This window comes from Acidimicrobiia bacterium, from assembly GCA_018057765.1.
Classification (GTDB): Bacteria; Actinomycetota; Acidimicrobiia; order IMCC26256; family JAGPDB01; genus JAGPDB01.
Window position 1 is genome coordinate 22,127 of the sequence record JAGPDB010000006.1, and the last position, 14,597, is coordinate 36,723.

The following is a 14,597-nucleotide window of genomic DNA, read 5'->3' on the forward strand; positions in this document are numbered from 1 at the left end:
TTCAGACTCCTGTAGTTCAGACTCCTGTAGTTCAGACTCCTGTAGTTCAGACTCCTGTAGTTCAGACTCCTGTAGTTCAGACTCCTGTAGTTCAGACTCCTGTAGTTCAGACTCCTGTAGTTCAGACACCACTAGTTCAGACTCCTGTAGTTCAAATACCACTAACACCTGAAATTGATGAAACAAAGTTAAGTCATACAGATATGGAAGTTTATCCTAAGTCGCCAGAAAACGTGGTAGTCCAAGATGTTGCAAGTAACTTTAACCAAGATTTTTTCAAACAAGGTGAACAAGTTGAAAATACTAAAGTAGAAAATATTTCTAATTACGCATTGCCAGCTAAGCCTAGCTTTTCGGATAGTAGTGATTTTTCAAATATACAAGACACGGATAGAAGTGATGAAGCATCAGTTTCTATCTTTGAAACAAAAGATAATATTGCAGATGAAGCTCTTTTTGCATTCGGATCCCATGATGTAAATGGTAATCAATCAATGTGGTCTATGTATGAATCAAATGATGATTTATCAAATGCAAAAAATACATTAAACATGAATGATTTTCCGACAGTTTCAGACGGAAAAAGGCAATTAACATTAAAAGAACCAATGATAATCTGTGTATATTCACCGAAAGGTGGTGTAGGAAAAACCTCAATTTCAGTAAATATGGCTGCTCGTTTGAGTTACACGACAAAAGCTCAAGTTTGTATTGTTGATTTAGATATAGGTTTTGGAAACGTGGGAACGAGACTTGGTCTATATAACCCTACAGTTCGAGAATTATTGAATGAGCATCATTTAGATTCAGAATCGCTTTCTAGAAATTTAGTATACGACAGAAGGTCTGGTCTGTTTGCTTTACTAGCTCCTTTGCGACCTGAAACTGGTGCAAATCGAAGGAAATTTTCACCAGCAACATATAGTAAAATTCTTGAATTACTAACTCAAAGATTTGATATTGTAATTCTGGATTGTCCAGTTGAATTGCGCGACCCATTGGTATCAGGTTTTGCTTTAACCAGTTCAGATAAAGTTGTTATGGTTGTTAATAATGAACATGCAACTTTGCTTGATGCAAGAAGGGCATTAGAAGCAATGTGTCGATCTAAGGACTCACAACGACTTCCTGGTTTAGGAATTGATCCTAGCAAAATTGGGCTAATTGTAAACCAAAAAGTAGATAACGTCGGGCGAGAAGTTGAAGATATTAAGCAAGTAATCTCAGGATCTGATTTTGACCATCCTAGTAATCAAGTAGATCTATTGGCAGTTATAGAAGACGATAGAGAGCTTTGGGTTGGAAATGCGAATATGGCTAGGACTGTAGCAACATCAGGTGAGAATTCAGTCGATACTCAACTAGATAAAATATGGGAGAAAATACTGCCCAAAGACTCAATGCAGTCCTTTGACGATACACCCGGAGAAAATATATCAAGATCAAATAAATTAGACGATATTTTTTCATCTAATTCAGAATATAAAGATGACTCAAAGATAAAAAGAAAATTATTTAAATGGAAAAAAGGAAATTAAAATGGGAAAAAGAGAATTAGCGATACTCGATACAAGTATTACTGCTAGATCTGTTGCTAACAAATTGTCTTTGCCTATACATAAAAAAGGTGATGACGAAAAAGAAGCTATATTATTGGTAATTAACACAAAAAAGGATATAGAGCTGATCGAATGGTCTAGATCTATAAGAAATATTATTGGAATTTTGGCATGGGAACTACCCGAAAAATTTCTATTAGAGCTATTGGAACTTGATTTACCCGTATTGATTGGTCATGTAGGACCCGACCAGCTTAAAGCGCTAGTTAAATGGGGTGGCCAAAAAGTATCAAATGATAGTGAGATTGAGACTACCCAGCGTTTAGCTGCAATTGAAGGCGCTTTTGACGATACTATCTCAAATGTTGGATAATCATATTTTTAGATAATTTCTTTTTATTAGTTTAAGTTGAGTGATGTTATTGACGAATTACTCTCATAATAATTGAAATGTCTAAATGTCATGGAAGACAATAATCGGCTGACATCTTAAATTTGGTAGGAGGTGCTAGTAGTGGCATTCCAAAATAAAAATAAAGGTCCAAAAAATACTCTGGAACAGCAAAATGCACCAGTTCAAGAGTTAAGACTTTTAGTAGGTATAGAAGTAGATGGCACTCAAGTACATGTTGCATACGTAGAACCGCATGGTTCAATTCGTGTTGAACATTTTGAAGGACCTACACCTGCTAAAGCGTTAGACTCTGCTTTAAACGCGATTCCTTCTAAAGCAACGATTGTACGTGTTGCATTTACAGGAGGTAGACAATTCGTGCGACGAGTTGATGTACCTCGCGTACCTGACCGAGCGATGCGTGCAGCAATTATGTCAATTGCTGAAGATAATCTTCCTATTATTCCTGGCTCAACTTCTGTTGCTGCCCTAGTTGTGGGTGATCTTAAAGATGATTTCACATCAAGTGAAGGTGCAAAAAACTCCAATATGTTAAATATGGTTATTGCAGCAGTTGAATCAGACGATTTGGATCCCGTATGGAGAAGATTAGGTGGGCGTAAGGCTCCAATCACTTCATCTACATTTTTACTCCCTGCTGATGGGCTATATTTCAGAGTTGCTAGATCTGTGTCTGAAGTTATTTTATTGGAAGATGGATTACCTTTAGTTTCTAGAGCTCTACGAATTGGTGGATTAGATGAATTAGACAAAAAAATCGAAGAATCACAATCACCAAATACATCATTTACACAAAATGAAGAAGTGCAAAAAACTCCTCAAGAAATAACTGATGAGTTTCTCGATGAACTTGTAAGTGAATTCAGAAAAACTTTGATATTTTGGAAACGAGAAGGTACTGATGTTCCAGACGAGCTTATAGCTCTTGGTGCTGGTGCAAATACTCCTACTTTGCTTACAAGAATTGCAGACACTGGTATAAATATATTGCCTATTCCTGAACCGCGTGGTTATCATCTAGATATTGAGCAGCATGAGAAACCTCTAGCATTCCAAGCTCTTGCTAGTGCATATTCAGATTTTTCTAATCAACCATACGCAATTTTGCCAAATCCTGTATACGAAGCTGAGAGGGAAAATGCAAAACGAAAAGCGAAACAACGTTCAATTGCCTTAATAAGTTTGATCGCTTTTGTTGGCCTTATTATGATGATTACATTTCCATTAATTTATGCAACGCTGAGAGAACAATCCGCTAAAGACGATAAGGACAAAGCATTAAAAGAATTAGCATTAAAGCAAAAAGTCATAGATGCTAACGACACTCTTATACTTGGAGAAACTGCTCTAAACACTTTAGAGATTGGTTTACCTGCATATTCAAAAGTATTGTGTTCGCTTATTACAACTAGACAAGAAATTGTTCCAGGAAGCCCTGCTATCTTTAAATCAATATCAGTGACTTCAACAACGGAAGGTCCAGCAATAGATACATCTATTGAAATTGCAGATCCTGAAAATGGTTTTGCTAAGTCTCTGGGTGTATGGCAGGTACTTCTTCAAAAAGCAGCCTCAACAGAAAAAATTGGTGTGGGAACATTTAAAGACACAACTGGAGTGAAAGATTTTTCATTTAAGTATGTTTATCCATTATCTAGTTCTTATTTAGTTCCAAATGTTGCTAATTGTGATGGATATGTAAATGGTCTATCACCAGAGCAACAATTTAAAATCGCTAATGGGTACGATGCTAATGATAAAGGCACAAAATTTAATAAAAAAGGAGTATTAGTCAATACAGCAGACAATACGCCAGCTTCTACTACTTCTACTACTACAACTTCTACAACAACAACAACAGCTCCTATAGGGGGTAACTGATGAATAAGAATCGTAAATTAACAATAATTTTGATGGCTTGCGTATTGCTATTAGTAGGTTTAGGTGTTTTTAAACTATTGATTCCAAAATATAATGAAATATCTAAACGTGCTGATGAAAATTCTGAAACTGCAAAAGTAGCAAATGATAAATTAGAATTAGCAAAAAGTTTGAATCCTAAATCAATAGAAAAAAGATTAAAAAAGCTACAGGCACGTGTTCCAAATTCACTGGAATTACCAAATGTGATTCTCAAAATTAATGAAAGAGCAGATTTATTTAGACTTCAATGGCTCGAAGGTACACCGGAAGATGTCATTGCATTGGACTCAATCCCTAGCGCACCATCAGCTAAACCCGTACCTGCAAACCCAAATTCAACAGTGACACCATCAGCACCACAATTAGATAATCATGAAGTTTCTATAAAGGTGAGAGGAAATATGAATGATGTCATTGGGTTTTTAGAATCGATAACTAATAAAAGTGTAGGGCGTATTGTAGTTATAACAAGTACGAATATCACAACTATTGGCGATGTCGAAGGAGGGCAATCTGCGGACCCAAATTTAGTTGAAGTTGAAATAAAAATGAATTTAATTGGTTGGGCCGCTGGTGGAAATATAGATTCAGCTGGTTGTATAGAAGATCCAACAACACCAGCACCAGAATGCGTTTTAACGCCTGAAGGTAATTAGAAAAACGTTAATAAGTAGAGGAAAGAGAATGACAATGTCAGCGCACGAAGATACGAATCATGAATTCGAGAATATTGACGTCGTAAATGGTGATTCTCCAATTCAGAAAAATGAAATTGTACCCGTAGACAAAAATATTTTAACTGGCACTAAAAAAAATGCTATAACTTTTACAGTTGAAACACAAAGCTATGTCGATGCTCTAGAGAGAGCTGGATATGATGATACTGAACGAGTAAGAAAAGCAATAAGTGCTGGCAGTCAATTCGGCTTGTTGCCATTACGTTCATTAATGCGTGCTGGAATATCAATAGGAATACTAGAAAAAGCTGCTTGGATCAAACAAGGATATGAAACTATTGATTTAACTTTAGCAATGGTTGATAGGGATCGTTTCTCAAACATTCCTATTGCTAGTGCAAAGAGATTGATGGTTGCTCCAATAAGAACTGATGACAACCATTTAAAAATAGCAGTCTGTGACCCTACAAATATAATAATACTCGATGATATAGAACAATTATTTTCAGGTGAGAAAATAGAGATCGTTGTTGCAGAAGCTGCCGCTATCAGGGATGTACTTTCAGTCTTAGAATCAAGAGAGCGTTCACAAGAGTTAGAAATTGAAAAAGAAGAAGTTGTTGAAAAGATTAGAATTGTTAATAACGATGGTGAAGGAAAAACTTCAAAGTTGGTTAAAACACTAATCGAAAATGCAACCAAACAAGGTGCTTCTGATGTGCATATTGAACCTGCAGGCGAAGAAGTAATAGTAAGATATCGTAAAGACGGAGTGTTACACGTAGTAGGTACTTATCCTATTTCATATGCTGCAGGTATCATAAATAGACTTAAAGTTATGTCTAATTTAGATGTAGGTGAACGAAGACTTCCTCAAGATGGTAGATTCGGATTGGATTTTGACGATCGTTCTGTTGATTTACGTCTCGTCACATTACCAACAAGTTGGGGAGTCGAGGGCGCTGTAATGCGTATTCTTGATCGTTCTAGCAAAATTTCAAAACTTGAAGATTTGGGTTATTCAAAACAAGTCCTAGAAAGATATATTCCTCTAATAACGGCAACACAAGGTACTTTGTTAGCAACCGGACCAACTGGTTCTGGTAAAACTACAGCACTTTATGCAACACTTGACCGTATAGCTACTCCTGATCTTAAAGTACTAACGATTGAAGATCCTGTCGAGTATAGATTTAAAGGAATTACACAAATACAAGTAAATGTTAAGGCAGGAATGACTTTTGCTAGAGCATTGCGTTCATTTATGCGAGCTGACCCTGATGTCATTTTGGTTGGTGAGCTTCGTGATGGCGAGACTGCATCAATTGGGATTCAAGCTGCTCTTACAGGTCACTTTGTTCTAGCTACAGTTCATGCGAACTCAGCATCTGGTGTTCCAACCCGTCTGATCGACATGGGTGTTGAACCATTTTTAGTTTCCTCTTCATTACGTGGAGTTATATCTCAACGTTTAGTGCGAAAACTATGTCATCGTTGTTATATACCCTTTGATGTTATGGATCAAATTAAAGATTCATTTCCTTGGAATGGTGAACCGCCGTCAATCCTTTATAAAGCAAATTTAGAAGGTTGTGCTCATTGTCATCGAACAGGATATTTAGGACGTACAACAATTGCTGAAGTCTTGGTATTTAATGATGAAATTGCACATATGGTTTCTAAAAATACGACATCAAATGAAATAGAAGCTACAGCAATTGCTTCTGGAATGACAACAATATTACAAGATGGCCTTAATAGGGCAGCCGAAGGTATTACATCTATCGAAGAACTATCAAGGGTGGTGGGCTAATGACCGCAACATTTAAGTACGAAGCTTTTAGTAAAAATGGTGAAGAAATTCATGGTGTTTTAGAAGGCGAGAACGAGTCCGAAGTGAGAACTTCACTAGGTCAACAAAACCTACTTGTTATGTCAGTTTCTAAACAAGGTGGTAGTACTGTAGCTACTAAAGAAATAAATCTTCGAAAGAAAGCAAACACAAAAGAGATCGCATGGTTGGCTAGATCTTTGGCAACGACTCAAGCATCAGGGCTACCAGTTTATCCTGCCTTGGGAATCTTGGCACGTCAACAAGCTAAGAAACCTATAGGAAAAATACTTTCACGTATTCATACAAAAGTTGGTGAAGGTTCATCTTTAACCTCTGCATTTCGAGAAGAAGGAGATAATGTTGGAGAGCTTTCGTGTGCTTTAATTGAAGCAGGAGAAATTTCTGGTCGTCTCGACGAATCATTAGAGCATTTAGCCTTTATAACTGAAGCACGTGTCCGAATAAAACGTAAAGTTAAATCGGCAATGATGTATCCAGTTGTTGTATTTATTATTGCCATGGTCATGACTGCTGGGCTTTTGATTTTCGTTGTTCCGCAATTTCAAGCTATTTACGACCAATTAAAAGGTGACTTACCTCTCCCAACAAAGATTGTTGTCTGGATGAGTGATCAACTTATTGAAAAATGGTATATATATCCACTCTTAGCAATAATAATTATTACTTTAGTTGTCTTATATAAGCGAAGTCCTTCAGCTCATGCTACAAAAGATAGATTGATATTAAAGTTACCGATTTTTGGAACAATTATCCATAAATCAGCAATTGCTCGCTTGGTTCTAGTGTTGTCATCACTAATGAATTCAGGAGTAGGATTGCTTGAAGCACTGCTACTTGCAGGTAATGCTTCGGGTAATCAACATGTAAATGAAGCCGTGGTTAGAATTCACGACAATGTTCGTGAAGGATCTTCTTTAGGTCTAGCTTTAAAGCAGGAGCCACTAATCCCAGAAGTTATGACTCAGCTTGTACTAATGGGTGAAGATACAGGTACTGTACCTTCATTATTAGATCGTTATGGAAAAACTCTCGATGATGAAGTTACGACATCAGTTGATGGCTTAAGTTCACTAATGGAGCCACTATTGATTGTATTCTTAGGTGGTATAATAGGTAGTCTGGTCATAGCATTTTGGCTACCAATACTAAATGCACCAAGTCTGGTTTCAAAGCAATAATAGAATATCTTCTAATATTTATATGAAAACCCTTGTATCTTTACCTTCATGACCATCAACCCTGAACTAATATGTTTGTTCGACTTAAATTTCTAAAAATTTAAGCTCAGGGCGGTGTAGCCGAGTGGTTCAGGCACTGGTTTGCAAAACCTGGGACACGGGTTCGAATCCCGTCACCGCCTCAAAACAAGATCGCAGGGTCTTTATGATGAACTATTAGCATTTTTAAAATTTAATAATACTAATATATAACTGTGCTTTTAGTTTCTAATGATTTCCCTCCCAAAGTCGGCGGTATACAAAATTATTTATATGAGCTTGTGAAAAGGTTGCCGTTTGAAAATACCAAAGTTATTACTACTAAATATAATGGAGCAAAAGAGTTTGATCGAGAACAAAGTTTCGATATTGAACGTTATTCAAAAATTCTTTGGCCAACTCCAAAACTTATACATCATATAAACAAGACAATAGATAAACTAAATTCTGAGATTGTATTTATAGATCCTGCATTGCCTACTGGATTAATTGCTTCACATTTAAGAGATATCACAAAGTGTCTTATAGTCCATGGCGCAGAAATAACTACGCCAGGTAAAATTTTTCCTACAAAACTTCTACTAAGACAGGAAATGAAAAGCATAGATATTGTTTTAAGTGCAGGTACATACGCTGCGCAACAACTAGCCAATGTTGTAAATGGTGATATCAACTATTTGCGCATTCCCCCTGGAGTTGATGTAAATAGATTCTCAATACCAGATACAAATGAAAAATTGCAAGCGCAAATCTCGTTACGAGAGACTTTAGGGATTTCAGTTAATTCAAAAATTGTTGTTTCAATTAGCAGACTAGTTCCAAGAAAAGGATTCGATGTACTGATTAATGCGATTTCGAAAACTGATGAAGATCTAAATGTTGTTATTGTCGGCAAAGGACGTGATGAAAAAAGATTAAAAGATTTGGCAATAAAAAAAGGCGTAGAAGATCGGATCCATTTTTTAGGTTCTGTGTCCGACTCAGATTTGCGTATGGTGCTTCATGGTTCAGATATATTTGCGATGCTTTGTCGAGACAGATGGAAGGGACTTGAAGCAGAAGGCTTTGGTATTGTGTTTCTTGAAGCGCAGAGCTGTGGGTTACCTGTAATCGTAGGTGATTCTGGTGGTAGTTCCGAAAGTTTAATTGAGGGTGAGACGGGTTTTTGTATTGATCCTAAATCTGAAAACGAATTGATCAATAAACTAAATATTTTATTATCTGATAATGAATTAGCTTCTCAAATGGGGATTAAAGGTCGCGAATTTGTAGAGAAGAATCATTCATATGACTATTTAGCTTCTTTGCTAGTTCCCATTGTCCAATGTGATTTTTCGAGAATTAAAACTATTTCACCAAATAGATAGAACTATTTTTCTGAGATTTGTTTTAGGTTTTTGAGTGCAGAATCAACTATTTTTTGTGCAGCTTTACGTTTTATAAATCCCGGTAAAGAACTTGTTAGATCAATATCTAAGTTATATATAACTTTTACTTCGTCATTATTAAGCTGTTCTAATTTGTATGATCCTATTAATGAAGAAACCATATCTCCTTTAATGAATTTCCAGCTAATCTCTGATGGATAATTATCATAAGAGTATTGGTGGGTTTGTTCGATTGACCTACCCATAGCATTTGTTTTCATTGTTGCTAAGATCGCTCTCCCTTGTGAATCTCTTGAATGTACATCAATAGATATAATGTCTTGAATCCAACTTGGATATTCATCTAATTCTAGGAGTATTTCCAGGACTTTAGACATTTTGCTATTTATATTTATCTCTCCAGATGCATGTTCGGTCATCTTGCTACTATATTATAAAGCAATGAACAATGACGAAAACATAAATCAAAACATTGCAGATAATATTTTTAATTTTCTCTTTATGTCTTTGAGTCAATTAAATGAAATAAAAAATAATGTTGACCCTGAAGTAAAAGAGCTACTTCTCGAAAGTGCAAGTGATGCTATATCGAGTGCAAAAAACTTATTAGATGCAGTCGATACAATAATTAACCAACTAAAATCTAGTGAGAAAGATAGAGTCCAAATGGATTTAAAGTTTGTTGATGATAATACTGCTGAAGAAGATAATACAGTTATAAATATAAGAGAATCAAAAGTGAAAAAATGAAAGCAATCGGAGTTGATATTGGTGGAACTAAACTAAGTATTGGAATAGTAGATTCAGAGGGTAATTTTGAAATAGAAGAAAGCTCATTAACTTTAACTAGATGGTCGGATATGAAGAAAGTTATCGTTGATACTTCCAAAGATTTGATTTCAAAAGACAATAGTATTAAAGCAATCGGTTGTGGTGCCGCTGGTATGATCTCGCTTGATGGTCACGTTATATATTCTCCAAATGTTCCTGCTTTTAATATAGATGGTGGTGTAGATCTAAAAAGTGAACTCCAGAATGCTATTGGTATACCAGTATTTATAGACAACGATAATAATTGCTCAGGTTATGCAGAATATAAATTTGGTACAGTTAGAAATGAAAAAAATATTTTAAGTGTAGGTTTAGGTACTGGTATTGGAGGTGCCTTGATACTTGATGGAAAACTATATAGAGGCAATGATGGGTATGCATTTGATATCGGCCATTTTACAATGGATTTAAATGGTCATGTATGTGCATGTGGTCAAGTGGGTTGTTTTGAGACATTAGGGTCTGGCAAAGCTTTAGGTCGAGTCGCACGTGAACATATTTCTAGAGGTGAATCTAGATATCTACTTGATTTCGTAGATGGTGATATAAATAAAATTGATGGATCGCATGTAAATCTATCGATTGCAAGAGATCCTAGTAATTGTTCTGAAATATTAGAAGAGTTTTCTCACAATATTGCCTTGGGTTTGAGTTCTTTGGATAATATATTGAATTTTGGTGTCTGCGTAATATCTGGAGGTGTATCGGATCTTGGAGATGCACTTTTATCTAGAGTGCAAAGACACTACAGTGTTGTAGCGCAAGGTAGTTTAAGAAGAACATTACCTGAAATACGATTAGCTAAGTTTAAAAGTAATGCAGGTTTATTAGGAGCTGGCGCTCTTGCCATTGATTCGTTAGGGTAGAATATCATTATGGATTTTCGTCGTATAAATGCCCTTCCTCCTTATGTGTTTGCGGAGATTAATAATTTAAAAGTTGCCCAGCGACATTTAGGTGAGGATGTAATAGATTTAGGTTTTGGCAACCCTGATTTACCATCACCAGATTTAGCTGTAGAAAAATTATGTGAAGCTGCACAGAACTCAAGGAATCATAGGTATTCAACATCTAAGGGAATACCTCATCTACGTCAAGCAGTAGCAAAATTATATGATCGTACTTTTGATGTTAAGTTAGATCCTGAATCGCAAATATGTATGACAATTGGCGTCAAAGAAGGTTTCTCTCATCTTATGTGGACTCTATTAGGTCCTGGTGATACTGCTTTAGTTCCAAGTCCTAGCTATCCTATTCATATATGGGGTCCGATTCTGGCAGGAGCTGCTGTACATTATGTACATTTGGGTGACGGTTCTGATGTTTTATCAAATATGGCAAAAGCATATGAGCAGGCTTGGCCTAGACCACGAGTAATAGTTGCTAGTTTTCCTCACAATCCGACTACTACAGTTGTTGATTATGATTTCATGGTTGAGCTTGTTGCATTTGCAAAAAAACATGACATCATTGTCGTTCATGATTTTGCATATGGCGATATGGGCTTTGATGGATATAAACCACCCTCTATATTGAGTGTACCAGGAGCTAGCGATTGTTGTGTAGAGCTTTATTCGATGACAAAAAGTTTTTCTATGGCTGGTTGGCGTGTTGGATTCTTACTAGGTAATGAAGAGATTATTTCTGCATTACAAAAATTAAAAAGCTATTTAGATTATGGAACTTTTCAACCTGTACAAATCGCAGCTACGGTGGTAATGGATGAACTTCCAGATTATCCAAAACAAGCATGTGAAATTTATCAAAATCGTAGAGATAAATTAGTTGATGGTTTGAATCGCATTGGTTGGGAAATCGCAAAACCAAAAGCAACTATGTTTGTTTGGGCAAAAATACCAGATGCTTATCGTGAAATGAGTTCACTAGAATTTGCTAAGTTTTGTGTAACCGAATGTAATGTTGCTGTCTCTCCAGGCTCAGGATTTGGACCCGGTGGGGAAGAGTTTGTGAGATTTGCCTTAGTAGAGAATGATCAAAGAACAAGCCAAGCAATAAGAAATTTGAAAAAAGGATTAACAAAACTTGAATAAAATAAATTTGCTCTATAGTTTAAAAAAAGTTAAAAATAAATCGATGGACTTGCGAGAAAAGGTAGACTTTGATTTATATGATGCTACTAAAATGATCGGTTCGGTGCCTTTCAAAGCATTTTTAAAGACACAAGTAACGGGTTTAGAAAATATTCCAAACACTGGAGCTGTAATATTGGCTGCAAACCATAGATCATTTATGGACTCAATGTTAATTCCTCACGTTGTAAAGAGAAGAGTAACTTTTGTAGCTAAAGCTGAGTATTTTGATTCGATAAAAACGCGATGGTTTTTTAAAAGTACAGGCCAAATCCCTGTAAGAAGAGATAGTTTAAATAGTGCTACTGGCGCACTTGAAGCAGCTAAAGGAGTGCTAGAAAATGGGGGTGTGTTTGCTATCTATCCTGAAGGTACAAGAACTCGAGACGGTTTTTTACATAAAGGCCATACAGGCGTTGCTCGTTTAGCAATTGAAACTGACGCTGTAATCATACCTGTAGGTATTGTTGGCACCGAGAATGTCCAAGATGTTCATGAAAAATTACCACGAGTTGGTAAAAAAATTTCTATACATTTTGGTAAAGCAATCGATGTTGAAAAGTATAAATCGAATACTGATTCGAAGCTAGTATTACGAAATCTTACTGATGAAATTATGTATGAAATATTTTCACTTTGTAAATATGGATATGTAGATTCTTATGCTTCTACTATACCTATCTAAATATATGCTGTGCGACCAGAGACAAAAGTAATTTTAAACTAAAGAAATATTTAAACGTTCAGAATATTCCCCGATTGCTTCTTTTGCTGAATCTGGATTTGATGGATCAATTCGCGATAATGAGAATAAAATATAGCTAACCATTGCTTCATCAGCATCTAATACTTTGAAGTCCCTTACTTTAACAGCCCATTGTTGCAGTGACTCTAGAGAGATGGAACCATCAAGTGCGCGAGATAAACTTTGAATGATAACATCCCGAGTAACTACCACTTCTTTTTTCTTTTTCTCTTGGCTTCGTTCGTGTGAACTTAATTCAGTTTCTGGAGACTTTGGAATAGAAGACTTTGCGCCCAATGATTCTTCTAAAGCCTCAGCAACATCATTACTAAGCGCCACACCTTTTTGACTATATACCTCTTCACTTGCGATTGGTTGTTGATTCGTATTAGTTGCAATTGGTTTATTTATCTCAACGATTGCATTCACTAAATTTTCTACAAATAAGTTTGTAGCATCAAAAGACTCGACAATAATTAATTGTCCATCAGGAAATAGTAATTCACAATTCTTTTTATTTTTTTTAGACCAAGTGTCTTGTATTTGTAAATCTTCAAACATCACCGAGCAAGAAATCTCAGAGAGGCTTTTTGCCAATGTGCGCCTTTTGGCCCACATGATTAGGCGTGTTTTGCTCATTGCGGCAACATACACATGTCGTGAAACCATAGCTCGTGGAAGTTTAGAATGAGATGCCGCCAGAACAAATTCAATTTGCTCTACCTCTTCTCCTTCAAAAAATGAAGCGATATCCTCTGTATTTATTTGGTTTGAATCTTTAAGTTTTTCCATGATCTAAGTTTAGCGCTATTAAATACGTGATATGTAGATGGTTAAGTGTAATAATAGAAGTCTTACGAAAGGTATAAGATGAGAATAGGAATTTTAACTTCAGGAGGCGATTGTCCTGGGCTAAATGCGGTTATTCGTGCCATTATTAGAAAAGGTGAGGGATTCTATGGTCACGCACTAGTTGGGTATAAATATGGCTGGAAAGGTGTATTGGAATCTGACTATATTGAACTCTCTATAGATAGTTCTAGAGGTTTATTACACAGGGGCGGTACAATATTAGGAACTTCACGTTTATCACCAACAATGATTGATGACGGTGCGGATATTGTTAAAAAATCGTTAGAAAATAATAATATTGATTGTTTGATTGCTATTGGAGGAGAGGGAACGCTATCTGGTGCTGCTTCAATGAGCGATTCAGGCATAAATATTGTGGGTGTGCCAAAAACAATAGATAATGATATTTCAGCTACTGATGTAACATTTGGTTTTCATACAGCTGTACAAATAGCAACTGACGCAATCGATCGTTTACATACAACAGCAGAGAGCCATGACCGGGTAATGGTAGTAGAAGTAATGGGAAGACATGCTGGTTGGATAGCGACTTATAGTGGAATCGCAGGTGGTGCAGATGCTGTTTTAGTACCTGAAATTGAATTTGATTTAGATCAAATTTGTGAACAAATAAAAAGACGTCATACTCGTGGTTCTCATTTTTCAATTATTGTTGTTGCGGAAGGCGCATTACCCATTGAAGGAACAATGAAAAAAATTAATTATGATGTAGATGAATATGGACATCAGCGTTTGGGTGGAATTGGCTATCGTGTTGCTCGCGAGATAGAACAACGTACTGGATTTGAAACACGCGAAACTACACTTGGTCACGTTTTACGTGGAGGTACACCAACTGCCTTTGATCGAGTATTGGCTACACGATTTGGTATAGCCGCGATCGATGCTGTAAATGAAAAAGATTATGGCAAAATGGTATCTTTAAAAGGTAAAGAAATTAAGCGTGTGACTTTAGCTGAAGCCACTATTGAACTAAATCGTGTTGACCTTGAACTTTTAGAAATTGCAAATATTTTCCAGTAGA

At 36.1% G+C, this 14,597-nt stretch carries 15 protein-coding genes and 1 tRNA gene; 14 read left to right on the forward strand and 2 right to left on the reverse strand.

Going from position 1 to position 14,597, the window contains the following annotated elements; translation table 11 throughout:
* From KBF89_03300 to KBF89_03340, 9 genes are all read left to right on the forward strand, one after another.
* Window positions 1-172, forward strand: a 172-nt coding sequence (locus tag KBF89_03300) for a Cys-every-fifth RiPP peptide CefA (GenBank protein ID MBP9115349.1), incomplete at its 5' end; no start/stop codon positions are given.
* 31 nt (window positions 173-203) lie between these two features.
* Window positions 204-1,538: an AAA family ATPase gene (locus KBF89_03305; GenBank protein ID MBP9115350.1), complete on the forward strand. Its 1,335-nt coding sequence runs from the start codon at window positions 204-206 to the stop codon at window positions 1,536-1,538.
* Window position 1,539: 1 nt separating this feature from the next.
* Complete coding sequence (locus KBF89_03310) at window positions 1,540-1,932, forward strand: hypothetical protein (GenBank protein MBP9115351.1); 393 nt, start codon at window positions 1,540-1,542, stop codon at window positions 1,930-1,932.
* 141 nt (window positions 1,933-2,073) lie between these two features.
* Complete coding sequence (locus KBF89_03315; protein MBP9115352.1) at window positions 2,074-3,855, forward strand: hypothetical protein; 1,782 nt, start codon at window positions 2,074-2,076, stop codon at window positions 3,853-3,855.
* The gene (locus KBF89_03320; protein MBP9115353.1) at window positions 3,855-4,553 is read left to right on the forward strand and encodes a hypothetical protein; all 699 of its coding nucleotides are present in this window, start codon (window positions 3,855-3,857) and stop codon (window positions 4,551-4,553) included. Before KBF89_03315 ends, KBF89_03320 begins: the two co-directional genes overlap by 1 nt.
* Before the next feature lie 28 nt (window positions 4,554-4,581).
* Window positions 4,582-6,387: a type II/IV secretion system protein gene (locus KBF89_03325; GenBank protein MBP9115354.1), complete on the forward strand. Its 1,806-nt coding sequence runs from the start codon at window positions 4,582-4,584 to the stop codon at window positions 6,385-6,387.
* On the forward strand, window positions 6,387-7,607 hold the full coding sequence (locus KBF89_03330) for a type II secretion system F family protein (protein MBP9115355.1): 1,221 nt from the start codon (window positions 6,387-6,389) through the stop codon (window positions 7,605-7,607). Before KBF89_03325 ends, KBF89_03330 begins: the two co-directional genes overlap by 1 nt.
* 110 nt (window positions 7,608-7,717) lie before the next feature.
* Window positions 7,718-7,789 (forward strand) — tRNA-Cys (locus tag KBF89_03335).
* Between the two features lie 72 nt (window positions 7,790-7,861).
* Window positions 7,862-9,013: a glycosyltransferase family 4 protein gene (locus KBF89_03340; GenBank protein ID MBP9115356.1), complete on the forward strand. Its 1,152-nt coding sequence runs from the start codon at window positions 7,862-7,864 to the stop codon at window positions 9,011-9,013.
* A 2-nt stretch (window positions 9,014-9,015) separates the two neighbouring features.
* Here KBF89_03340 and KBF89_03345 read toward each other — a convergent pair whose 3' ends face one another.
* Complete coding sequence (locus KBF89_03345; protein ID MBP9115357.1) at window positions 9,016-9,453, reverse strand: SRPBCC family protein; 438 nt, start codon at window positions 9,451-9,453, stop codon at window positions 9,016-9,018.
* Between the two features lie 22 nt (window positions 9,454-9,475).
* On the opposite strand from KBF89_03345, the gene KBF89_03350 reads away from it, so the two are divergent.
* The 4 genes from KBF89_03350 to KBF89_03365 are packed head-to-tail and all read left to right on the forward strand — an operon-like array spanning window position 9,476 to window position 12,640.
* Entirely contained in the window at window positions 9,476-9,784 is a 309-nt protein-coding gene (locus KBF89_03350; GenBank protein MBP9115358.1) for a hypothetical protein, read from the forward strand.
* Complete coding sequence (locus KBF89_03355; GenBank protein MBP9115359.1) at window positions 9,781-10,731, forward strand: ROK family protein; 951 nt, start codon at window positions 9,781-9,783, stop codon at window positions 10,729-10,731. The genes KBF89_03350 and KBF89_03355 overlap by 4 nt, the downstream gene beginning before the upstream one ends.
* Window positions 10,732-10,740: 9 nt before the next feature.
* Window positions 10,741-11,916 (forward strand): aminotransferase class I/II-fold pyridoxal phosphate-dependent enzyme, encoded by a 1,176-nt coding sequence (locus KBF89_03360; GenBank protein ID MBP9115360.1) that lies wholly within the window; start codon window positions 10,741-10,743, stop codon window positions 11,914-11,916.
* Between the two features lie 43 nt (window positions 11,917-11,959).
* Complete coding sequence (locus KBF89_03365; protein ID MBP9115361.1) at window positions 11,960-12,640, forward strand: 1-acyl-sn-glycerol-3-phosphate acyltransferase; 681 nt, start codon at window positions 11,960-11,962, stop codon at window positions 12,638-12,640.
* A 33-nt stretch (window positions 12,641-12,673) separates the two neighbouring features.
* On the opposite strand, the gene KBF89_03370 is transcribed toward KBF89_03365, so the two are convergent.
* Window positions 12,674-13,492 (reverse strand): hypothetical protein, encoded by an 819-nt coding sequence (locus tag KBF89_03370; protein ID MBP9115362.1) that lies wholly within the window; start codon window positions 13,490-13,492, stop codon window positions 12,674-12,676.
* A gap of 78 nt (window positions 13,493-13,570) precedes the next feature.
* On the opposite strand from KBF89_03370, the gene KBF89_03375 reads away from it, so the two are divergent.
* Window positions 13,571-14,596, forward strand: a complete 1,026-nt coding sequence (locus tag KBF89_03375; protein ID MBP9115363.1) for a 6-phosphofructokinase — start codon at window positions 13,571-13,573, stop codon at window positions 14,594-14,596.
* Window position 14,597 lies beyond the last annotated feature (1 nt).

Bases quoted from the DNA above. Each gene is read 5' to 3' on its own strand.
- KBF89_03325 (MBP9115354.1), top strand. From the start codon at position 4,582: ATGACAATGTCAGCGCACGAAGATACGAATCATGAATTCGAGAATATT.
- KBF89_03365 (MBP9115361.1), top strand. From the start codon at position 11,960: ATGGACTTGCGAGAAAAGGTAGACTTTGATTTATATGATGCTACTAAA.
- KBF89_03370 (MBP9115362.1), bottom strand. From the start codon at position 13,492: ATGGAAAAACTTAAAGATTCAAACCAAATAAATACAGAGGATATCGCT.
- KBF89_03375 (MBP9115363.1), top strand. From the start codon at position 13,571: ATGAGAATAGGAATTTTAACTTCAGGAGGCGATTGTCCTGGGCTAAAT.
- KBF89_03305 (MBP9115350.1), top strand. From the start codon at position 204: ATGGAAGTTTATCCTAAGTCGCCAGAAAACGTGGTAGTCCAAGATGTT.
- KBF89_03360 (MBP9115360.1), top strand. From the start codon at position 10,741: ATGGATTTTCGTCGTATAAATGCCCTTCCTCCTTATGTGTTTGCGGAG.
- KBF89_03355 (MBP9115359.1), top strand. From the start codon at position 9,781: ATGAAAGCAATCGGAGTTGATATTGGTGGAACTAAACTAAGTATTGGA.
- KBF89_03350 (MBP9115358.1), top strand. From the start codon at position 9,476: ATGAACAATGACGAAAACATAAATCAAAACATTGCAGATAATATTTTT.
- KBF89_03330 (MBP9115355.1), top strand. From the start codon at position 6,387: ATGACCGCAACATTTAAGTACGAAGCTTTTAGTAAAAATGGTGAAGAA.
- KBF89_03345 (MBP9115357.1), bottom strand. From the start codon at position 9,453: ATGACCGAACATGCATCTGGAGAGATAAATATAAATAGCAAAATGTCT.
- KBF89_03310 (MBP9115351.1), top strand. From the start codon at position 1,540: ATGGGAAAAAGAGAATTAGCGATACTCGATACAAGTATTACTGCTAGA.
- KBF89_03320 (MBP9115353.1), top strand. From the start codon at position 3,855: ATGAATAAGAATCGTAAATTAACAATAATTTTGATGGCTTGCGTATTG.